The sequence below is a fragment of the Bacillus sp. LJBS17 genome, from assembly GCF_019334685.1.
Classification (GTDB): Bacteria; Bacillota; Bacilli; order Bacillales; family Bacillaceae; genus Bacillus; species Bacillus subtilis.
Map to the genome: position 1 here is coordinate 2418384 of NZ_CP079759.1, position 16649 is coordinate 2435032.

The 16649-nt window shown below is 45.4% G+C and carries 21 protein-coding genes; 7 read left to right on the top strand and 14 right to left on the bottom strand.

Annotation, left to right across the window (positions count from 1 at the left end; all coding sequences use genetic code 11):
• Positions 1–17 precede the first annotated feature (17 nt).
• Entirely contained in the window at positions 18–140 is a 123-nt protein-coding gene (gene mciZ, locus KXZ66_RS12435; protein ID WP_003230420.1) for a Z-ring formation inhibitor MciZ, read from the top strand.
• A gap of 62 nt (positions 141–202) precedes the next feature.
• Entirely contained in the window at positions 203–1123 is a 921-nt protein-coding gene (locus tag KXZ66_RS12440) for an aldo/keto reductase (RefSeq protein WP_072173304.1), read from the top strand.
• A gap of 31 nt (positions 1124–1154) precedes the next feature.
• Here KXZ66_RS12440 and KXZ66_RS12445 read toward each other — a convergent pair whose 3' ends face one another.
• On the bottom strand, positions 1155–1379 hold the full coding sequence (locus tag KXZ66_RS12445) for a YqkE family protein (protein ID WP_003230416.1): 225 nt from the start codon (positions 1377–1379) through the stop codon (positions 1155–1157).
• Between the two features lie 159 nt (positions 1380–1538).
• Here KXZ66_RS12445 and KXZ66_RS12450 point away from each other — a divergent pair, with 159 nt between their 5' ends.
• Positions 1539–2456 (top strand): alpha/beta hydrolase, encoded by a 918-nt coding sequence (locus KXZ66_RS12450; RefSeq protein ID WP_003230413.1) that lies wholly within the window; start codon positions 1539–1541, stop codon positions 2454–2456.
• Between the two features lie 39 nt (positions 2457–2495).
• Here the strand turns inward: KXZ66_RS12450 and KXZ66_RS12455 are convergent, their stop codons facing one another.
• From KXZ66_RS12455 to KXZ66_RS12485, 7 genes are all read right to left on the bottom strand, one after another.
• Positions 2496–2735, bottom strand: coding sequence for a YqkC family protein (locus KXZ66_RS12455; RefSeq protein WP_003230411.1), 240 nt, complete (start codon positions 2733–2735; stop codon positions 2496–2498).
• Positions 2736–2747: 12 nt separating this feature from the next.
• Positions 2748–3071, bottom strand: a complete 324-nt coding sequence (locus KXZ66_RS12460; protein WP_003226552.1) for an iron-sulfur cluster biosynthesis family protein — start codon at positions 3069–3071, stop codon at positions 2748–2750.
• A complete protein-coding gene (locus KXZ66_RS12465; protein WP_124048149.1) occupies positions 3068–4099 on the bottom strand; it encodes a bifunctional GNAT family N-acetyltransferase/GrpB family protein in 1032 nt (343 codons plus the stop codon). The genes KXZ66_RS12460 and KXZ66_RS12465 overlap by 4 nt, the downstream gene beginning before the upstream one ends.
• A complete protein-coding gene (locus KXZ66_RS12470; RefSeq protein WP_003230407.1) occupies positions 4092–4436 on the bottom strand; it encodes an antibiotic biosynthesis monooxygenase family protein in 345 nt (114 codons plus the stop codon). Before KXZ66_RS12470 ends, KXZ66_RS12465 begins: the two co-directional genes overlap by 8 nt.
• 9 nt (positions 4437–4445) lie before the next feature.
• A complete protein-coding gene (locus KXZ66_RS12475; RefSeq protein ID WP_004398668.1) occupies positions 4446–4916 on the bottom strand; it encodes a GNAT family N-acetyltransferase in 471 nt (156 codons plus the stop codon).
• Between the two features lie 184 nt (positions 4917–5100).
• A complete protein-coding gene (locus KXZ66_RS12480; protein WP_003230403.1) occupies positions 5101–5439 on the bottom strand; it encodes a YolD-like family protein in 339 nt (112 codons plus the stop codon).
• On the bottom strand, positions 5436–6674 hold the full coding sequence (locus KXZ66_RS12485; protein ID WP_010886562.1) for a DNA polymerase IV: 1239 nt from the start codon (positions 6672–6674) through the stop codon (positions 5436–5438). Before KXZ66_RS12485 ends, KXZ66_RS12480 begins: the two co-directional genes overlap by 4 nt.
• Before the next feature lie 165 nt (positions 6675–6839).
• Between KXZ66_RS12485 and KXZ66_RS12490 the strand changes: the two genes are divergently transcribed.
• The 3 genes from KXZ66_RS12490 (at position 6840) to KXZ66_RS12500 (ending at position 9033) form a co-directional block, all read left to right on the top strand.
• A complete protein-coding gene (locus tag KXZ66_RS12490) occupies positions 6840–7046 on the top strand; it encodes a YqzH family protein (protein WP_014477257.1) in 207 nt (68 codons plus the stop codon).
• Between the two features lie 545 nt (positions 7047–7591).
• The gene (locus KXZ66_RS12495) at positions 7592–8845 is read left to right on the top strand and encodes an MDR family MFS transporter (protein WP_077671410.1); all 1254 of its coding nucleotides are present in this window, start codon (positions 7592–7594) and stop codon (positions 8843–8845) included.
• A gap of 29 nt (positions 8846–8874) precedes the next feature.
• Complete coding sequence (locus KXZ66_RS12500; RefSeq protein WP_219144578.1) at positions 8875–9033, top strand: hypothetical protein; 159 nt, start codon at positions 8875–8877, stop codon at positions 9031–9033.
• Here KXZ66_RS12500 and KXZ66_RS12505 read toward each other — a convergent pair.
• From KXZ66_RS12505 to KXZ66_RS12525, 5 genes are all read right to left on the bottom strand, one after another.
• Positions 9030–9416, bottom strand: a complete 387-nt coding sequence (locus tag KXZ66_RS12505; RefSeq protein WP_004398989.1) for a VOC family protein — start codon at positions 9414–9416, stop codon at positions 9030–9032. The genes KXZ66_RS12500 and KXZ66_RS12505 overlap by 4 nt on opposite strands.
• A 4-nt stretch (positions 9417–9420) precedes the next feature.
• Complete coding sequence (coaA, locus tag KXZ66_RS12510) at positions 9421–10380, bottom strand: type I pantothenate kinase (RefSeq protein WP_003245966.1); 960 nt, start codon at positions 10378–10380, stop codon at positions 9421–9423.
• A 71-nt stretch (positions 10381–10451) separates the two neighbouring features.
• Positions 10452–11798, bottom strand: a complete 1347-nt coding sequence (dsdA, locus tag KXZ66_RS12515) for a D-serine ammonia-lyase (RefSeq protein ID WP_219144579.1) — start codon at positions 11796–11798, stop codon at positions 10452–10454.
• 75 nt (positions 11799–11873) lie between these two features.
• Positions 11874–12653 carry an SDR family oxidoreductase gene (locus tag KXZ66_RS12520; protein ID WP_015483409.1) on the bottom strand — a complete coding sequence of 260 codons (780 nt, stop codon included), beginning with the start codon at positions 12651–12653 and terminating at the stop codon, positions 11874–11876.
• A 5-nt stretch (positions 12654–12658) separates the two neighbouring features.
• On the bottom strand, positions 12659–13618 hold the full coding sequence (locus KXZ66_RS12525) for an MBL fold metallo-hydrolase (RefSeq protein WP_219144580.1): 960 nt from the start codon (positions 13616–13618) through the stop codon (positions 12659–12661).
• Between the two features lie 404 nt (positions 13619–14022).
• Here KXZ66_RS12525 and proC point away from each other — a divergent pair, with 404 nt between their 5' ends.
• Positions 14023–14859 (top strand): pyrroline-5-carboxylate reductase, encoded by an 837-nt coding sequence (gene proC / locus KXZ66_RS12530; protein WP_038829765.1) that lies wholly within the window; start codon positions 14023–14025, stop codon positions 14857–14859.
• Positions 14860–14899: 40 nt separating this feature from the next.
• Here the strand turns inward: proC and KXZ66_RS12535 are convergent, their stop codons facing one another.
• Complete coding sequence (locus KXZ66_RS12535) at positions 14900–16543, bottom strand: M20/M25/M40 family metallo-hydrolase (RefSeq protein ID WP_038829764.1); 1644 nt, start codon at positions 16541–16543, stop codon at positions 14900–14902.
• Positions 16544–16649 lie beyond the last annotated feature (106 nt).

The window sequence follows — 16649 nt, forward strand, 5'->3', positions numbered from 1 at the left end:
CAAAAGGGGGCTTCTTCGTGAAAGTGCACCGCATGCCAAAAGGTGTTGTCTTAGTCGGAAAAGCATGGGAAATTCGGGCGAAGTTAAAAGAGTATGGACGCACATTTCAATATGTGAAAGATTGGATCTCAAAGCCATAAAAGTTGAAACTTTAGCTCCTTTATATTACGGTCAATACAAAGCCTAAAAAAGGAGTGTGCACATGAGAAAGCGCAAATTGGGTACATCTGATTTAGACATTAGTGAAGTCGGACTCGGCTGTATGTCTCTTGGAACTGAAAAAAACCAAGCTTTGTCCATTCTGGATGAAGCGATCGAGCTTGGCATCAACTATTTGGATACAGCGGATTTGTATGACCGGGGACGCAACGAAGAAATTGTCGGTGATGCGATCCAAAACAGACGCCAGGATATTATACTGGCAACAAAAGCGGGAAACCGTTGGGATGACGGAAGCGAGGGCTGGTATTGGGACCCTTCAAAAGCTTACATAAAAGAGGCGGTAAAAAAGAGCCTTACACGTCTGAAAACAGATTATATCGACCTTTATCAGCTTCACGGCGGCACGATAGAGGACAACATTGATGAAACGATCGAAGCGTTTGAGGAATTAAAACAAGAAGGTGTCATCCGCTACTACGGCATTTCTTCCATCCGCCCGAATGTGATTAAAGAATATGTAAAAAAATCAAACATCGTCAGCATTATGATGCAATTCAGCCTGTTTGACAGACGCCCTGAGGAATGGCTCCCGCTTTTAGAGGAACATCAAATCAGCGTAGTCGCCAGAGGTCCTGTTGCCAAAGGGCTCTTAACTGAAAAACCGCTTGATCAAGCTTCAGACAGCATGAAACAAAACGGGTACTTGTCCTATTCATTCGAGGAACTGACAAATGCACGCAAGGCAATGGAGGAAGTGGCTCCCGATCTTTCCATGACAGAAAAGTCGCTGCAGTATCTGCTAGCACAGCCGGCTGTCGCTTCAGTGATTACAGGCGCCAGTAAGATTGAGCAGTTACGGGAAAATATTCAGGCAGCAAATGCACGGCGTTTAACCGAAGAGGAAATCAAAGCGCTCCAATCTCATGCGAAACAAGACATTTACAAAGCTCATCGCTCATAGCAGAAAAACCAGCACCTGTACGGGTGCTGGTTTATTTATATTGATGCCAATCCATTTGGCTTTCATTTAGGAGTTCTTCAAAGCTCTTATTTTTTTCGATCTCTTTTTTCTTTCTAATCTGTTCTGCTTTTTCTCTTTCCTGCCTCTTTTCATCCTCTTCCTTCAATTGGCTCTTCATCTCCATAAGCTTTGCTTTGATATCGGATTGAAGGCCGTCTTTTAGCTGGTGTTTGTCAGCGGATTTTTGTTTTTTCATTGAGACTTCCCCCATGTTTTGTTTTGAAGACAGTTTATCACGGAGCATATACACTGAACAAGCAGACTCTCTTCTGATCACTTTCTCAGCGGAGCAGTGTTTAGGTATAATGATTTTAAACACGAATTACCTATATTTAGTTGAAAGGTGCTGTGACTTTTGAAGAAAATCCTTTTGGCCATTGGCGCTCTCGTAACAGCTGTCATCGCAATCGGAATTGTTTTTTCAAATATGATTCTATTCATCAAGAAAAAAACGGATGAAGACATTATCAAAAGAGAGACAGACAACGGACATGATGTGTTTGAATCATTTGAGCAAATGGAGAAAACCGCTTTTGTGATACCCTCCGCTTACGGGTACGACATAAAAGGATACCATGTCGCACCGCATGACACACCAAATACCATCATCATCTGCCACGGGGTAACCATGAATGTGCTGAATTCTCTTAAGTATATGCATTTATTTCTTGATCTCGGCTGGAATGTGCTCATTTATGACCACCGCCGGCATGGCCAAAGCGGCGGAAAGACGACCAGCTACGGGTTTTACGAAAAGGATGATCTCAATAAGGTTGTCAGCTGGCTCAAAAACAAAACAAATCATCGCGGATTGATCGGAATTCACGGTGAGTCGATGGGAGCTGTGACCGCCCTGCTTTACGCTGGTGCACACTGCAGCGATGGCGCTGATTTTTATATTGCCGATTGTCCGTTCGCATGTTTTGATGAACAGCTTGCCTACCGGCTGAGAGCGGAATACAGGCTCCCGTCTTGGCCCCTGCTTCCTATCGCCGACTTCTTTTTGAAGCTGAGAGGCGGCTATCGCGCACGTGAAGTATCTCCGCTTGCTGTCATTGATAAAATCGAAAAGCCGGTCCTCTTTATTCACAGTAAGGATGATGACTACATTCCTGTTTCTTCAACCGAGCGGCTTTATGAAAAGAAACGCGGGCCGAAAGCGCTGTACATTGCCGAGAACGGTGAACACGCCATGTCATATACCAAAAATCGGGATACGTACCGAAAAACAGTGCAGGAGTTTTTAGACAACATGAATGATTCAACAGAATAAAAAAGCGAAAGGCCTCTTCGGCTCTTTCGCTTTTTTATGTTACAGAACGTCGGTAATGCCATCCATATTTTCTCTGATCCATTCAATCGCAAGATCTATCGTTGTAAACTCCTGCGTCTCGAAGGTCATTTCATCCTGCAATAGCCAGACATCTTTCTTGATGGACTCTGCTCCTCCAATTGACCAGTGAAGCAAGGTATAGGGATGGTTTTGATTCAGGAAGGATACCCACGTTTTATTTTGTGCTGTGTTCTTCATTGCCTTCAGCTTTTGTTCCACGTTTCGCGTCTCCTACTTTACTAATATGCTCATTCTGGGGCTGAGCATTTCAGCCGGGCTTTTCAGCGCCAATGTTTTGGCTTTTTCATTGTAATCGATCGTCATTTGATCGTCAAAAAACACTTTTTGTGACGATTGGATATACAGCGGAATGCCGTTCGTTTCCAGCTGCTCGCACTGTCCCGTTAATTCTTCTGCCAGCCAGATTGTCGGGACACCGCTTACCGCGCAGCCGCATCCTTCTGCATCGTAACGAAGCTGGGCTTTTTTCCCCGGGTTGGCGTCAAACGCCTGCTGCAGTGCCTGTTTTGCTGCATCTGTCACATGTATGTTCATAAGGTGAAACCCCCGTTTTCATCATTTTCGCTATTGTAGCATACAACACTGCCATTCGCATTGTTTCTGCCTTTTTTCCATCGCTTCGCATTTTCTTCTGCAGTCTTGATCCACTCATCTTTCCCTTGTATGTACTGATTGATGCTGTCAGGATGCTGGGCCGCCAGCCGTTTTTTGAGAACGGCGTATTCTTTCGCTATGTTTGGATGAGCTCTGAGATAATCTCTGAATAACAGATGCCTTTCAATAGCAGGGTTTCCCTGTTCGTACATATGGACATGATGAGTGCGTTTATTTCCGCCCTTTTGGAAATAACGCCTGCCCGCTATGCCGTTCTCACCTTTTGGTGTATAGCCGTTAGCCTTCATTTGTTCATCAAATTGGCTCACGGCTTCAATGCTTCTGACTTCAATTAACATATCAATGATTGGCTTCGCTGCCATGTTCGGTATTGATGTGCTTCCGATGTGATGAACAGCGATAATCTCCGGCCCGAACACAAGTTTCAGCCGTTCTTTTTCTTCATCGAAACATTCTGCCCATTTTTCGTTATAGAGAATGACCTCAACTTTTCTTTTCGGATACAAATGAAAGACCGACAGCAATAGACCCTGCGCTGCTTTGACGGTTTCTGCCTTTTGGAATCCAGCCTGTGTATAGAGTGACACGGCCGGGGTATTGTTCTCGGCTGTGACTACTTCGATTTTCTCAGCGTCTTCATTATAATCAATGACAAATTGCAGAAGTGCTCGTCCAATTCCTTTTCTGAAACCGTCAGGATGCACAACAAGCCTGCAAATGGTGAGATGATGCATGTTTTTCTCATATGAAATGACACCGATCAGCTTGCCGTTTTTCCGATATCCCGCAAACCGTTCATGGGATGCTTGAATATCCTTCACCTTCTCTTGTAAAGCGGGAATACCGTCAAAACCGATAATCTCTGTTTCCTTTATGTAGGCGGGGATCTGTACGGCTAAAATCTCACGCGCTATCGTATCTTCCTTATGCTGGAGAAATTCAATCATTCGTGTTCTCCTGAAACAGCCGCTGTCTGTCGACTTTTGCGACGCGGACTGCATACGACTCGTACCAAACGCTTTTTCCTTTTTCTTTTGCTGCTTGATGTTCAGTGTGATGCCTCCAATGGTTAATTGCGTCCATACTGTCCCAATAGGAAACTGTGATGCCCCTTCCATCCGCTTCACGTACGCTTTCCACGCCTAAAAATCCAGGCTGATCCGCCGCAAGCGATACCATCCGCTCCGCTGTTTCTCCATATCCTGTGTCATTTTCGCTTTTGACAGAAGAAAAAATGACTGCATAGTAAGGAGGCTCAGGTGTTTTTGATAAAAAATTCATCATATTTCCCCCTCATATGTTTTTGACAAACAGTACCCTGTCTTGGCCTGGGCCATCATAGTTTGCAAACACTGAGATGCCATTTACCGTCTTGGTGCCCTTTTCAATATCAAACCCCAATTTTGTGTGATATGCGATTGATACCTTATTCACAGGTGAAGTGACGCACTTTACCCGGGTGCAGCCTCTTTGTTTTACTGTTTCGATAAATACATCATACAATTGTTTCCCAATTTGCATTTTTCTGAAATCTGGATGCACACCGGAAAAATGAATGTACGCCGTTTCAGGATCCGATTGCGATTGAAATCCGATTAAAAATCCCGTCATGCTGTTATGTTCGGATGTAATAAAGCTTGTGTCCTGAAAATGCTCAAAAAATAGTCTCGGCAATTTTTCTTTCAGCTGTCTGCCGCCCCACCATTCATTCAGTACAGACGTTACCATTTCATAATCTGAAGACGTGATTGTTCGAATATCCATTACGATTTGATCTCCCTCCGTCTGGCAAAACGAATGTCAGCTCTTTTTCTCACAATATAAAAATTATATTTTGCCTGGCTGGAATTGTAAATGCCTTCTTTCCTTTATCATACGTTTCCAGACTGCCGAGGGAACAATGTTTCATCATTTTAGCCTATTTCTCCCCCAAGCAGGAGGAGAGACTTTACAGCACAATATCAAGCACTTGATCAAGTCTCAGCTTATAAAGCTGATCCTCGTCTCCTTTTATCCATACTGCTTTTTCAAACTCTTCATACCGGCAGATCTTCCCGGTGCAGCGGACAATCTCACCGTCCTGAAAGCAGCTGACAGTGATATCCTGAGCGAACTCCATCGCGGCGCAAAGCGTTTGATTCATCTCTTCCAGCTTATCGGGATCAAGGATCGGCTTCTGCAGCTTTTGTTTAAGCCGCTTTCTCTCCAGCAGGCTTTGCTTATGTTCCGGCAGAAACATCCTGCTCCCTTCCCACAGCAGGTTGCCCCTTTTTAAATGATCGTTCATTTATAATGCCCCCCTATTTTAGCCGCACGTTCAAATGCCTGGCCTGCCGCTGTCAGTGACGCCGCCCTGATGATTGCTGTGTCGCCGAATCGATTTTTAATGCCGTCCATCACATAGCCTAGGCTCATTTTCTTTGCATAATCCTGAAATAAATTGAGCTGCCATATGTCATCAGATGAGAGCTGAGACAGATTGACACCGAGGCGGCGGACAGGTTTCCCGTCCCAAAATGTAAGAAACAGCCGGCGTACAGCCTCATATACATCCTGAGTAGAATTAGTCGGCTCTGCCAGCTTCACTTGCCGGTTGAAGCCCGTCGGCCAATCAAAATCAGCACCCCGGCAGCTCACTGACACCGTCTGCCCCATGACCCCGGCGTTTCGGCTTCGCCTGCACACTTCTTCACTCAGCTCAAGCAATACGACCTTGATTTCTTTGTCAAAGTGTTCGTAGTCTCTCGGGAGAGTCATTCCATGGCCTATCGCCTTTTGCCCGTCCAGAGACGAAGTTGACACAGGGGAATAGTCGATTCCGTTTGCCGTCATCCACAGCACGTGGCCGTTAATGCCCCATTTCTTTTTTAAAAGATCGAGCGGAAAAGCCGCGAGCCCGCCGATCGTGCTGATGCCCATCCGATTTAAATGATGCTTCATGCGGCTCCCGACGCCAAACATGCTGCCCACCGGGAGCGGCCACATTTCGGTTTTCATATTTTCTTTCGTTAAGGTAAAAATACCGTTCTTATTCTTTTTGGCAAAATTGTCACACGCAATTTTGGCCAGCGCTTTGTTAGGGCCGATTCCGACCCGTGCATAAACGCCGATCTCCCGCATGATTCTGCCCTGAATGCTTTTCGCGATCTCCATCGGCGTCCCAAACAGCTTCTGGCTGCCTGTAATGTCCATGAACTGTTCATCGATAGAATAAGGCTCCACAAGGTCTGTATACTCCTCGAGAATGGCCGTAATTTGCAGTGATACATCAATATACCGCTGCATACGCGGCCGGAGCACAACAGCCTCAGGACACTTTTCCTGCGCCTCCCACAGCCGTGAAGCATTCACCACACCCTTTTGTTTCGCCAGCGGGCAGGCAGCCAATACGACTCCGCCCCTTTTTTCAGGGTCACCCGAAACAATGACGGGCCTATTTTTCAAATGTGGATTTTCCGCTTTCTCTACAGATGCATAAAACGATTGCATGTCAACGAGAAAAATCACTTTTTCTTTCATCATACACACCTCTAAAAAGAACTTATGTTCGTTTTTCATTATATGCGAAAGTATGTTCGTTTTATACTGGTAAATGATTCTTGTCTGACAGAAAATATGATCCAAGGGTTTGAGAGAAGAAAAACATTTAGTAGAATAAAAGCGAAGCATAAGGATAGGAGAGTCATGATGGAGAAATTTGTCGAAAAAATGATGGAACAGGCATTGCGGCAATACGGCAGAAACGTTGCTATAGATCCGTTAAGCCCGTATGAAAAACAAAGCCTGAAAGCGGCTCTACAAGAGAGACGGAATGAAGAACCGGATGAGGATTTGCATGCGCATATAGAAGATATCATTTATGACTATGTCACAAACCAAGGCTTGTTCTCTTAAACGCATGACTTTCAGCCGCTGATGCGGCTTCCCCTTGAAAACACCGCCTGAAACAAATAAACAGTCTCAGGCTTACAGAAAAAAAGCAGGATTTTCTCACGCTCCATAGATTCATATGGCCTGGCGTAAAATTCCCCTCAATGCTCGCGCAAAACGGAATAAGCTGTCCATGATCACGCGTATACACTTTTTCGAAGAGATGTGCTCTCTTGTTCTGTCATGCGGTCCATCGGTTTTCAGCGTACATCTTGATCTCATAGCCGGTTTCACTGCCGATATGATCTACGTCCTGGCGGCTTAAACTCTTTTAATGTTTCAAACACACCCTCACTGAATTCGGACATACCGTCATTTTCCTTCTGTCATCACCTTCAATTTCAAGATGTAACCCCCGCCACACGCATCCTCAACGCATAGTATATTGCCATCCATACAATCAGGCATACTACATGTCAATAACGAAATATTTTGAACGATCTATTGGAGAAGGAAATTTTTTCATATATGATAGAGAAAGATCATACATACAGGAGAGAATATAATTCATGAAGAAATGGAAAGACATCCACCCGATCAGCTGGACAATTATAATCGGAACCATTTTCGGCAGAATGGCAACATCGATGAGCATTCCTTTTTTAGCGATTTATTTGACAGCCGTCCAAGGCGCATCAGCTTCCTATGCAGGGCTGGTCATCGCCGCGAGCTCATCAGTCGGCATCCTCGCAAGCTTTTACGGCGGATATATCTCAGATAAATTCGGCAGAAAAAACATGATGCTTGTATCGATTTTCGGATGGATGCTGGTATTTGCAGGCTTTGCGGCGGCATCTCATCTCTGGGTGTTTTTTGTAGTAAACGCATTAAACGGTCTTTGCAAATCACTGTTTGAGCCCGCTTCAAAGGCCTTGCTGTCTGATATGACAGAAGAAAAAACGAGACTGCTAGTTTTTAATTTACGCTATGCGGCTATTAATATCGGCGTTGTCTTCGGACCTGTGCTTGGCCTATATTTCGGCTCATCGCAATCGACTACGCCCTTTTTGGTGCCTGCAGTCATTTACGGACTATACGGAATTATGCTTGCCCTCCAATTTAAAAAACATCCATCCTTATCAGCACCAGCCCAGTCCCGAAATAGGAGCGTGCGGGAAGCGTTTATGGTCACGCAAAAGGATTATCTTTTTACCATTGCTTTGGTCGGCATTACGCTATGCACCTTCGGCTACTCACAATTCAGTTCCACATTCCCTCAGTATATGGCGCAGAACCCCTTGATCGGCAATGGAACGAAGCTGTATGGGCTGATGCTGACATTAAACGCAATCGTTGTGTTGGCGACGCAATTTCCCATTGTCCATTTTGCAAAACGGTTTTCGCCGCTTTGTTCTCTGATGCTCGGTAATGTGATGGTTAGCATCAGCATGGCCATTTTCACCGTATCACACGGTGTTCCATCAATTGTGATGATTGTCATCACATTTACAATCGGCGAAGTGCTTTTATTCTCTATGATGGATTTGTATGTAGACCAGATTGCAAAACCAGGATTAAAAGGCACTTATTTCGGGGCAATCGGTTTTTCACAGCTCGGAAACGTCATCGGCCCTTGGGTCGGGGGGATATGTATAGACCTGTTTGGCGCTGGCCGGCCGATTTATATTTTTTCTGTTCTGAGCGGCATTACCCTGCTCGGCCTGCCATTTTTAGCGTTCGCCTATCGGCAAATGAAAATGGAGACCACAAAACACCGTTCCCGTCTGGAAAAGCCGCTTTACATAAAAAACGGAAGAGAATGAATCTCTCCCGCAAACATGAGGTGAAGAACATGAATATAGGTGATGTGATGTTTCAGCTGTTTGTATTTATTATATTTGCCGCTGTCGTCTTTGCGGCTGTTACAGGCTTCAAGTATGCGAAAAACCGAAAAGCGCAGCTGGATCACATTGAGAAAAAGCTGAACAGCCTGTCCGAAGATCACGATTAACAGCTTGGGGCAACGAGCTCTACCTTAATCCGGTCTGGATCCTCACAAAAAACTGCATAATGCCCGTCTCCTCCGGCAAAAGGATGCCTGTCTCGGTACAACACACGATAACCTTTTGCCGTCAATTTTTCAGTCATCTGATCGACTTGAAGCTTGGATTCAGCATGAAATGCGAGATGGTTCAGACCGACTCGGCATCTATGGTATTCCGGCTCTAGAAATGGCTCTTTCGCCTGCACAATCACTAGGTAAAAACGATCTTTCTTCCAGCTGATGCCTGAGCTCCATTTTTGATACTCTTTATAGCCAAGTTCTTTTAAGAACCAGCCCCAAAACCGCCTAGACGCCTCCAAATCAGAGACATACAGTTCAATATGATGCACAATTTCATACCCTCCTTACCAGCACTTCCTCGACCTTATGCCCGTCTCCCTTACGCAAAATGAGATCTGACCTGAATTTAGTCGGCAAAATATTTTCATATAAATTCGGCCGGTTGACACTCTCCCAAATCGAGGCTGCCATCTCGTCAGCCTCCTGATCGGACAAGTCTTTAAATTTATGAAAATATGAATCAGGATTTTGAAAAGCAGTTTCCCGAAGAAGGCGAAAACGCTCTAAATACCAAGTGAAAATCCGGCTTTCCTCCGCATCCACATAAATCGAAAAATCAAAGAAATCGGAAACAAAAATACGCGGGTTTTCCCGGTCATCCTCCAAGGTGGGCGACTGAAGAACATTAATGCCTTCAATAATCACAATATCCGCCTGTTCTACAACCTCGAACACACCTTCCTCGCGGTCATAGGTTAGATGGGAATACACCGGGGCCTTTACGCTGTCCTTTCCTGATTTTAAGTCATTCAAAAACTCAAGCAGCGCCTTTACATCATAGCTTTCAGGAAACCCTTTTCTAGACATCATATTTTTCTTTTTCAGCTCGGCAGTAGGAAATAAAAAACCATCTGTCGTGATAAGGCTCACTTTTGGACGGTCAGGCAAACGCGAAAGCAGCTTCTGCAAGATCCGCGCCGTCGTGCTTTTTCCGACTGCGACACTGCCGGCAATGCCGATAATAAACGGAATTTTGGCTGAATGTGGGTGCTTCAAAAAAACATTGACATGCTTATTGCGTTCAGCCGCAGACTTGACATGTAAATGAAGCAAGCGAACAAGCGGAATATAGATCGTCTCCACTTCTTCAACAGATAGATAATCATTCAATCCTTCCACAGCTTTTGCCTCTTCTTCAGATACAGCAATCGACAAATGCCCCCCAAAACCAGACCAAGACTCCCGATTGTGCTGTGTATATAAAGTATGTAGGTTAAGTTCTTTATTTTTCACTGTTTACACCTGACTCTCTGTAGGTTAAAACCCTTACAAAGATTGTAACGGAAAACCTTTTCACTGTCTGCTTATTTTTCATTTCGTTTTTTTAGCAAATCAGCACCAATTCGGTTATACGCAGCCATTTCATCTTTTGGAACCATGCTTCCTCCCGTTCCCCAGACGACATGTACGGCATGTTCCATCTTATATTTCTGAGCATAGCGCCTTCCCTCTTCTGTCGAAAAAAGCTGAACCGGCCCGAACATGCCGGCAAGAGCAGAGGGCTCTAAATATTTATCTTCAGATACAGCCAGCATATGAAGCAAAGTATAAAGCATATTGTCCTCTACCGTATAACAGCCGCTCAGAAGCGGTTCAATCAGCTTGCCGACAAATCCTGACGGCCTCCCTACGGCAAGTCCGTCAGCAGCCGTCTGATTATCCAGGCCGATATCCTGGACGGAGATCTTCTCGTGAAGTCCTGAATAAAGCCCTAACAGCATACAAGGTGAATGAGTTGGTTCTGCGAAAAACACATGAACATGATCTCCGTATAAAAGCTTCAGCCCAAATGCTACACCGCCCGGTCCTCCGCCGACTCCGCACGGCAGATACACAAACAAGGGCGTCTCAAGACTTGGCTTTATATTCATACAGTCAAGCTGTGTTTTTAATCGGCTTGCGGCAACAGCATATCCTAAAAACAGCTGTCGAGAATATTCATCATCAATAAAATAACAGAATGGATCTTGTTCCGCCTGCCGTCTCCCTTCGTTCACTGCTTCGCTGTAATCTGTTTCGTACTCCATAACAGTGACTCCCTTTTGGCGGAGGAGATCCTTTTTCCACTGCTTAGCATCGGCGGACATATGCACTGTCACACGAAACCCGAGTGCCGCGCCGATGATGCCGATGCTTAAACCTAGATTTCCTGTCGAACCGACAGCAATCGAATAGCGGGAGAAAAACCCGGCAAACCGCTCTTCCTGTAAGATGCGGTAATCATCGGTTTCCTGAAGCATCCCTTCTTGAAGCGCGAGATTTTCAGCATGCTTTAACACTTCATAAATCCCGCCCCTCGCTTTAATCGATCCTGAAATCGGAAGCTCATGGTCGCACTTTAAAAGCCATCTTCCCGGAAATGGCTGCTGATATGTTGCTTCCAGCTTTTCCTTCATATGCTGCACCTCAAAAAGCGGAGACTCGATGATTCCTTTAGCGCCTTTCGTCTCAGGAAACACCTCGGCAATGTAAGGTGCAAACCGCCGCATTCTTTTTTCCGCTTCCGCTATCTCGGTTGCCCACTCATCTGCACGGGGTATTGGCCCCTCTTTCTTGCCCGAATTTTCCCAGAATACAGGCTCTGCATCAATCAGTTTCTGAATAAACAGATCTTTAAGCAGAGCATGAAGGACTTCTGAATGAAATGACATTCAACAATCTCTCCCTTCCACTATCAAAAACTGCCTCGTGAGAAACAAGCCACTCCACCACAGGCAGTTCTATCATTATTTTTTCATGAGCGCGCGTCCTGCCAGCTTTTCTACAAGAGCTGGAAACAGCTGATACAGCTTAGTGCCGGCATTCATTAAACGCGGAAGATTGATCTCCCGCTTTTTCGTAAAAATTGCAGCTGTAATTTGAGCTGCCACGTCATCAGGATCAAGCATCCAGCGGCCGACATTTTTGGCGTAGTCCCCGCCTTTATCAGCAATGGAAAAAAAGTCCGTCTGAATCGGTCCCGGGTTGACTGTTGTCACATAAATGCCGGTTCCCGAAAGCTCCATCCGCAAAGCGTTTGAGTAACCTAACACGGCATGTTTGGTCGCGGAATACAGGCTCGACTTCGGTGTTGCGATTTTCCCCGCTTGAGAGGCGATATTGATGATATGGCCCTTTTTTTGCTCAAGCATTTGCGGAAGCACCGCTTTTGTACAGGCGATCAGGCCGAAGACATTCACATCAAACATCGCTTTCATGTCATCCAATGTAGAGTCTAAAACCGTTTCAAATATACCGAAGCCTGCATTGTTAATCAGTACATCAACCGAGCCGATCTGATCGCGGACCCGGGCGATATCCTCTAGGCGGCCGACATCCAGAGGAAAAATCTCACACTGTCCGCTCCATTCCTCGGTTATTTTCCTTTTGATTTCTATCAAACGATCCTCGCGTCTAGCCGACAGAAGGACATGGGCTCCTTCAGCCGCGCATAAGTATGCGATTCTTTCACCAAGCCCTCCTGAAGCGCCGGTTATCCAAATCCTTTTTCCCGCTATATGTTTCACCCATTTCACCTCTTCATTGTTTTAAAGTATGCGGTATTTCCTTCCCAATATGACGTGATGGCTTCTTCAGCCTCCAACACATCAAGGTGACCTGCCGTTTCTGACATCGTTAAAAACAATTCTTTTTCATATACAGCAGGAAAAAGCTGCTGACAGATCTGAAAAGCGGTCATCGGCTTTTCATCCAGCATGCGACGGACATCCTCCGTCCTGTTCCTCTGCTTGTCAAAACGCTTCTCAATCAGCGCTTGTACACTGGTGATAGGCTCGCCGTGACCAGGAAATACGATTGTTGGATCAAGTTGAGACAGCCTTCGCAATGACCGCTGATAATCCACTAAAGGCTTTGACCTGACGTCTCCCGCTTTCGGCGCTTCCAAAATCGGATTAGATGAGCTGTTTGCCAGCAGTAGATCGCCGCCAAGCATCCTTCCGCTTTTTTCATGGAACAGAACGATATGCGATTCAGCATGTCCAGGCATCTCCAACACAGACCAGCCCTCAAGCCCATCTATGCCCATACCTTCTCTGATTGATTTTGTCAGAGATCTCGTACAGGAAAATGCGTACGCTGACCGAATCAGCTTTTCCGCCTTCCCCGTATCAAATGGAACGCCTAATTCAGGCAGCAGCTTTTGAAAAAAACGTTTTTGCCAATCCACAAAGGCTTGATTTCGGCTGATATAAGGTTCGTTGAACGCATGCCCAATCACTTCGATTTCATCTGAAAAGACATCAAGCAAGCCTGCATGGTCAGCATGATGGTGAGTCAGTACAACCTGCTCGATATCTGATATTTTCACATTTACAGCGGCAAGCTGCTCTTGTAGGGCTCTGGCAGCCTCTTTTGTATTCGGCCCGGCATCGATAAGTGTCAGCGCATCACCTTTTACGAGATAAACGATAACATCGCCGACAGCAAACGGCGTCGGGACGCGGATCGCAATTACATCTTCAGTTGTCATCCTTTCGCTCCTTGTCTTCATTCATTATTCATATTTTAGCTTTTTCTCGGTCTTGTGTCATTATTGCAGAATGAGAACAAACCTTTTTGAAAAAGCTATTGACATTAGCTTGTCCGCCATTGCATAATGAACAACAAACTAAAACGAGAACCATTGGAACGCTATGACGAGGAATAGTATACAAGGCAATGGCCTAAGAGAGCGATACCCCCGGCTGAAAGGTGTTGCGGCCCGCTTGTTTGTAGAACCTGCCCTCAAGTCGCGGTTAGGAAAACCTAAACGTTTCCCGCGTTACGGGGATTTGAGCTGAGCACAATTTGTGCTAATGAGGGTGGTACCGCGAACCTTTTCGTCCTTTACGTGATGAAAAGGTTTTTTGTTGTTCTGATAGAAGGAGGATATCAATGAAAAAGATAGGATTTGTCGGCGCCGGGTCAATGGCAGAAGCAATGATCAACGGCATTTTGCAAAGCGGCATCACAAAACCAGAACATATCTATATTACAAATCGCTCAAATGACGAGCGTCTGATTGAATTAAAGGAAACGTACGGCGTGCGTCCATGCAGAGATAAAAATGAGTTTTTCACTCACACCGATATCATTATCCTCGCTTTCAAACCGAAAGACGCGGCGGAAAGCATCGACAGCATCCGGCCGTATATCAAGGACCAGCTTGTCATTTCAGTACTTGCAGGCCTTACCATCGAAACCATTCAGCATTATTTTGGCAGAAAGCTCGCGGTCATTCGCGTCATGCCTAATACATCAGCGGCAATCAGAAAATCAGCAACCGGATTTTCCGTAAGCACGGAAGCAAGCAAGAATGATATTATTGCCGCAAAAGCTCTATTGGAAACAATCGGTGATGCAACACTGGTTGAGGAGCGGCATCTTGACGCTGTCACTGCAATCGCAGGCAGCGGCCCGGCCTATGTGTATCGTTATATTGAGGCAATGGAAAAAGCAGCACAAAAATTAGGATTAGATAAAGAAACGGCAAAAGCACTCATTTTGCAGACAATGGCAGGGGCAACAGATATGCTCCTCCAAAGCGGCAAACAGCCGGAAAAGCTGCGTAAAGAAATCACCAGTCCTGGGGGCACTACAGAGGCAGGTCTTCGCGCTTTACAGGACTCCCGCTTTGAAGAAGCAATTATTCACTGTATTGAAGAAACAGCTAAACGGAGCGCAGAAATCAAAGAACAGTTTGCCGGTGCCGCCTTAGAGAGACATTCTTAGATGTAAGGACAAAAACAGAAGGCACAGTGCCTTCTGTTTTTTATTTTTCCCGCAGCAGCTGGCCGGCAGATTCTGATTGCTTTAATAGCGCGGAGATCGTAAATGAAAGCAAATCGGGAAGCACTTCAAAGGAATAAGGCATATACAATCTTTCCGTCCATTTATGCGGGTCTTTACCAGCCGGACCGACATTTAAAACCGGGACATATAAAGCCTGATTTTTACCGCTTGGCAATGAATATCCTCTGTTAAAGAGCGGCATATTGCTTGTGTATGCATCAACCTCCTGCTTTTCCAGCTGAAGATAACTCAAGTCCGAAAGTCCGGGGAAGTACTGAACCTCCCGTAATGCAATGCCGTATCGCTCAGCCGCATAATGCTTTAACTGATCTGCTGTATTTCTGATCAATTGATCATCCTTTGAAGAAACAGCTGGATAAAGCGGCGGACTATAAAACAGAACGATGAGCGGCGCATCCTCCTTACAAAGCGAAGCAAGCTCAGAAACAATTTTCGTCGAAAAATCCCTGTCTCCAAGCCCGCCCCTGTTAGCAAAGGCATAATTTAGAGCCCGCTCTGTTTCCGAGATCCCCGCACGCTTTTTTGCACGCGAGACCAGCTCATCAAATGTCAAAACAGTGACATCCCGCTCAATCGGCTGAAATGGCTCAAATTGTTGAAAATCCTGTGTTTTCTTCCGAACGTTCGACATGATTTCCTCCGCCGCCTGTTCTGCTGTTTTAAGCAGCATCTGATGCAGCTCACTAGCTGAGCGTTTCATTGACAGCACATTAAATAATGTGACAGCTGTATGCGGTGTCTGGACTGAATATGCCTCTTTCAAGTCCTTTTGCATTAAGTTTACCGGCGGCGGAGTGACCTCGCCATCAACCTTTTCGCAATAATCAGCATTCAGTTCAAGCAAACGGTTAATCTCAGATACCATTAAATTTGCGTTTAGGCCTGAAAACGGCTCTCCAACATGTGTCTCAATCCCCTTGCAGAAAAAACCCGCAAGCACCTTTCCAATGCTTCCTGTATAAAAATATTGCTGCTGATCGCCGGGAAATTTTTCAAACATCGGTTCGGCATTCAGGCAAGCGGTTAATGTGATATCATGCTTTTTCTCCATTTCCTTCAAGGCAGGAACCGCTTCAATCATGCCTCTTGAATTCACTTCCTCGTCCGGAACCGTTATCAACAGCAGATTGCCCTCAAAATGCCCGTTCATTGCCCTCTCCAGCATCGACAGTTGAACACAAAGCCCCGCTTTCATATCCATCGTCCCTCTTCCGAACAGCCAGTCTCCGCTTTCGGCATCTCTTCTCACCCGTTCCGGGAGCAGCTCTTTTTTCTCTAAAAAGGAGCTCAAAAGCTCAGCAGGCTTGCAAGCCATATGTTTAAATTCGCCGTAATCTTCTATGTCAACGACATCAAAATGACTCAGCAGAAGCACTGTCTTTTTGACATTCTTCTTTTTGACTAGAGCCGTAAGAAAAGATCTGCCATCGTCCATCGGATGAAGTGTTACATCATCAGGGTGCTTTTGAAAATAGGGCTTGTCCTTCAAAATAAAATAAAGATACTCTGCAAGCGCTGCCTCGCCCTTTGAACCGGTGATGCTTTCGTATTGCACAAGAGAAGTTAAAAGTGCCAGCAATTCGTCCTTCGTCTGCCAATTCATTGATTCCGCCCCTCCTATGAATAAAAATGCTTCAATACTGAAAAATAAACTGATTTCTCGTCTATTATACAGAAATGTTTGACAAAAGCGGTTCTTTTGAGCAGTT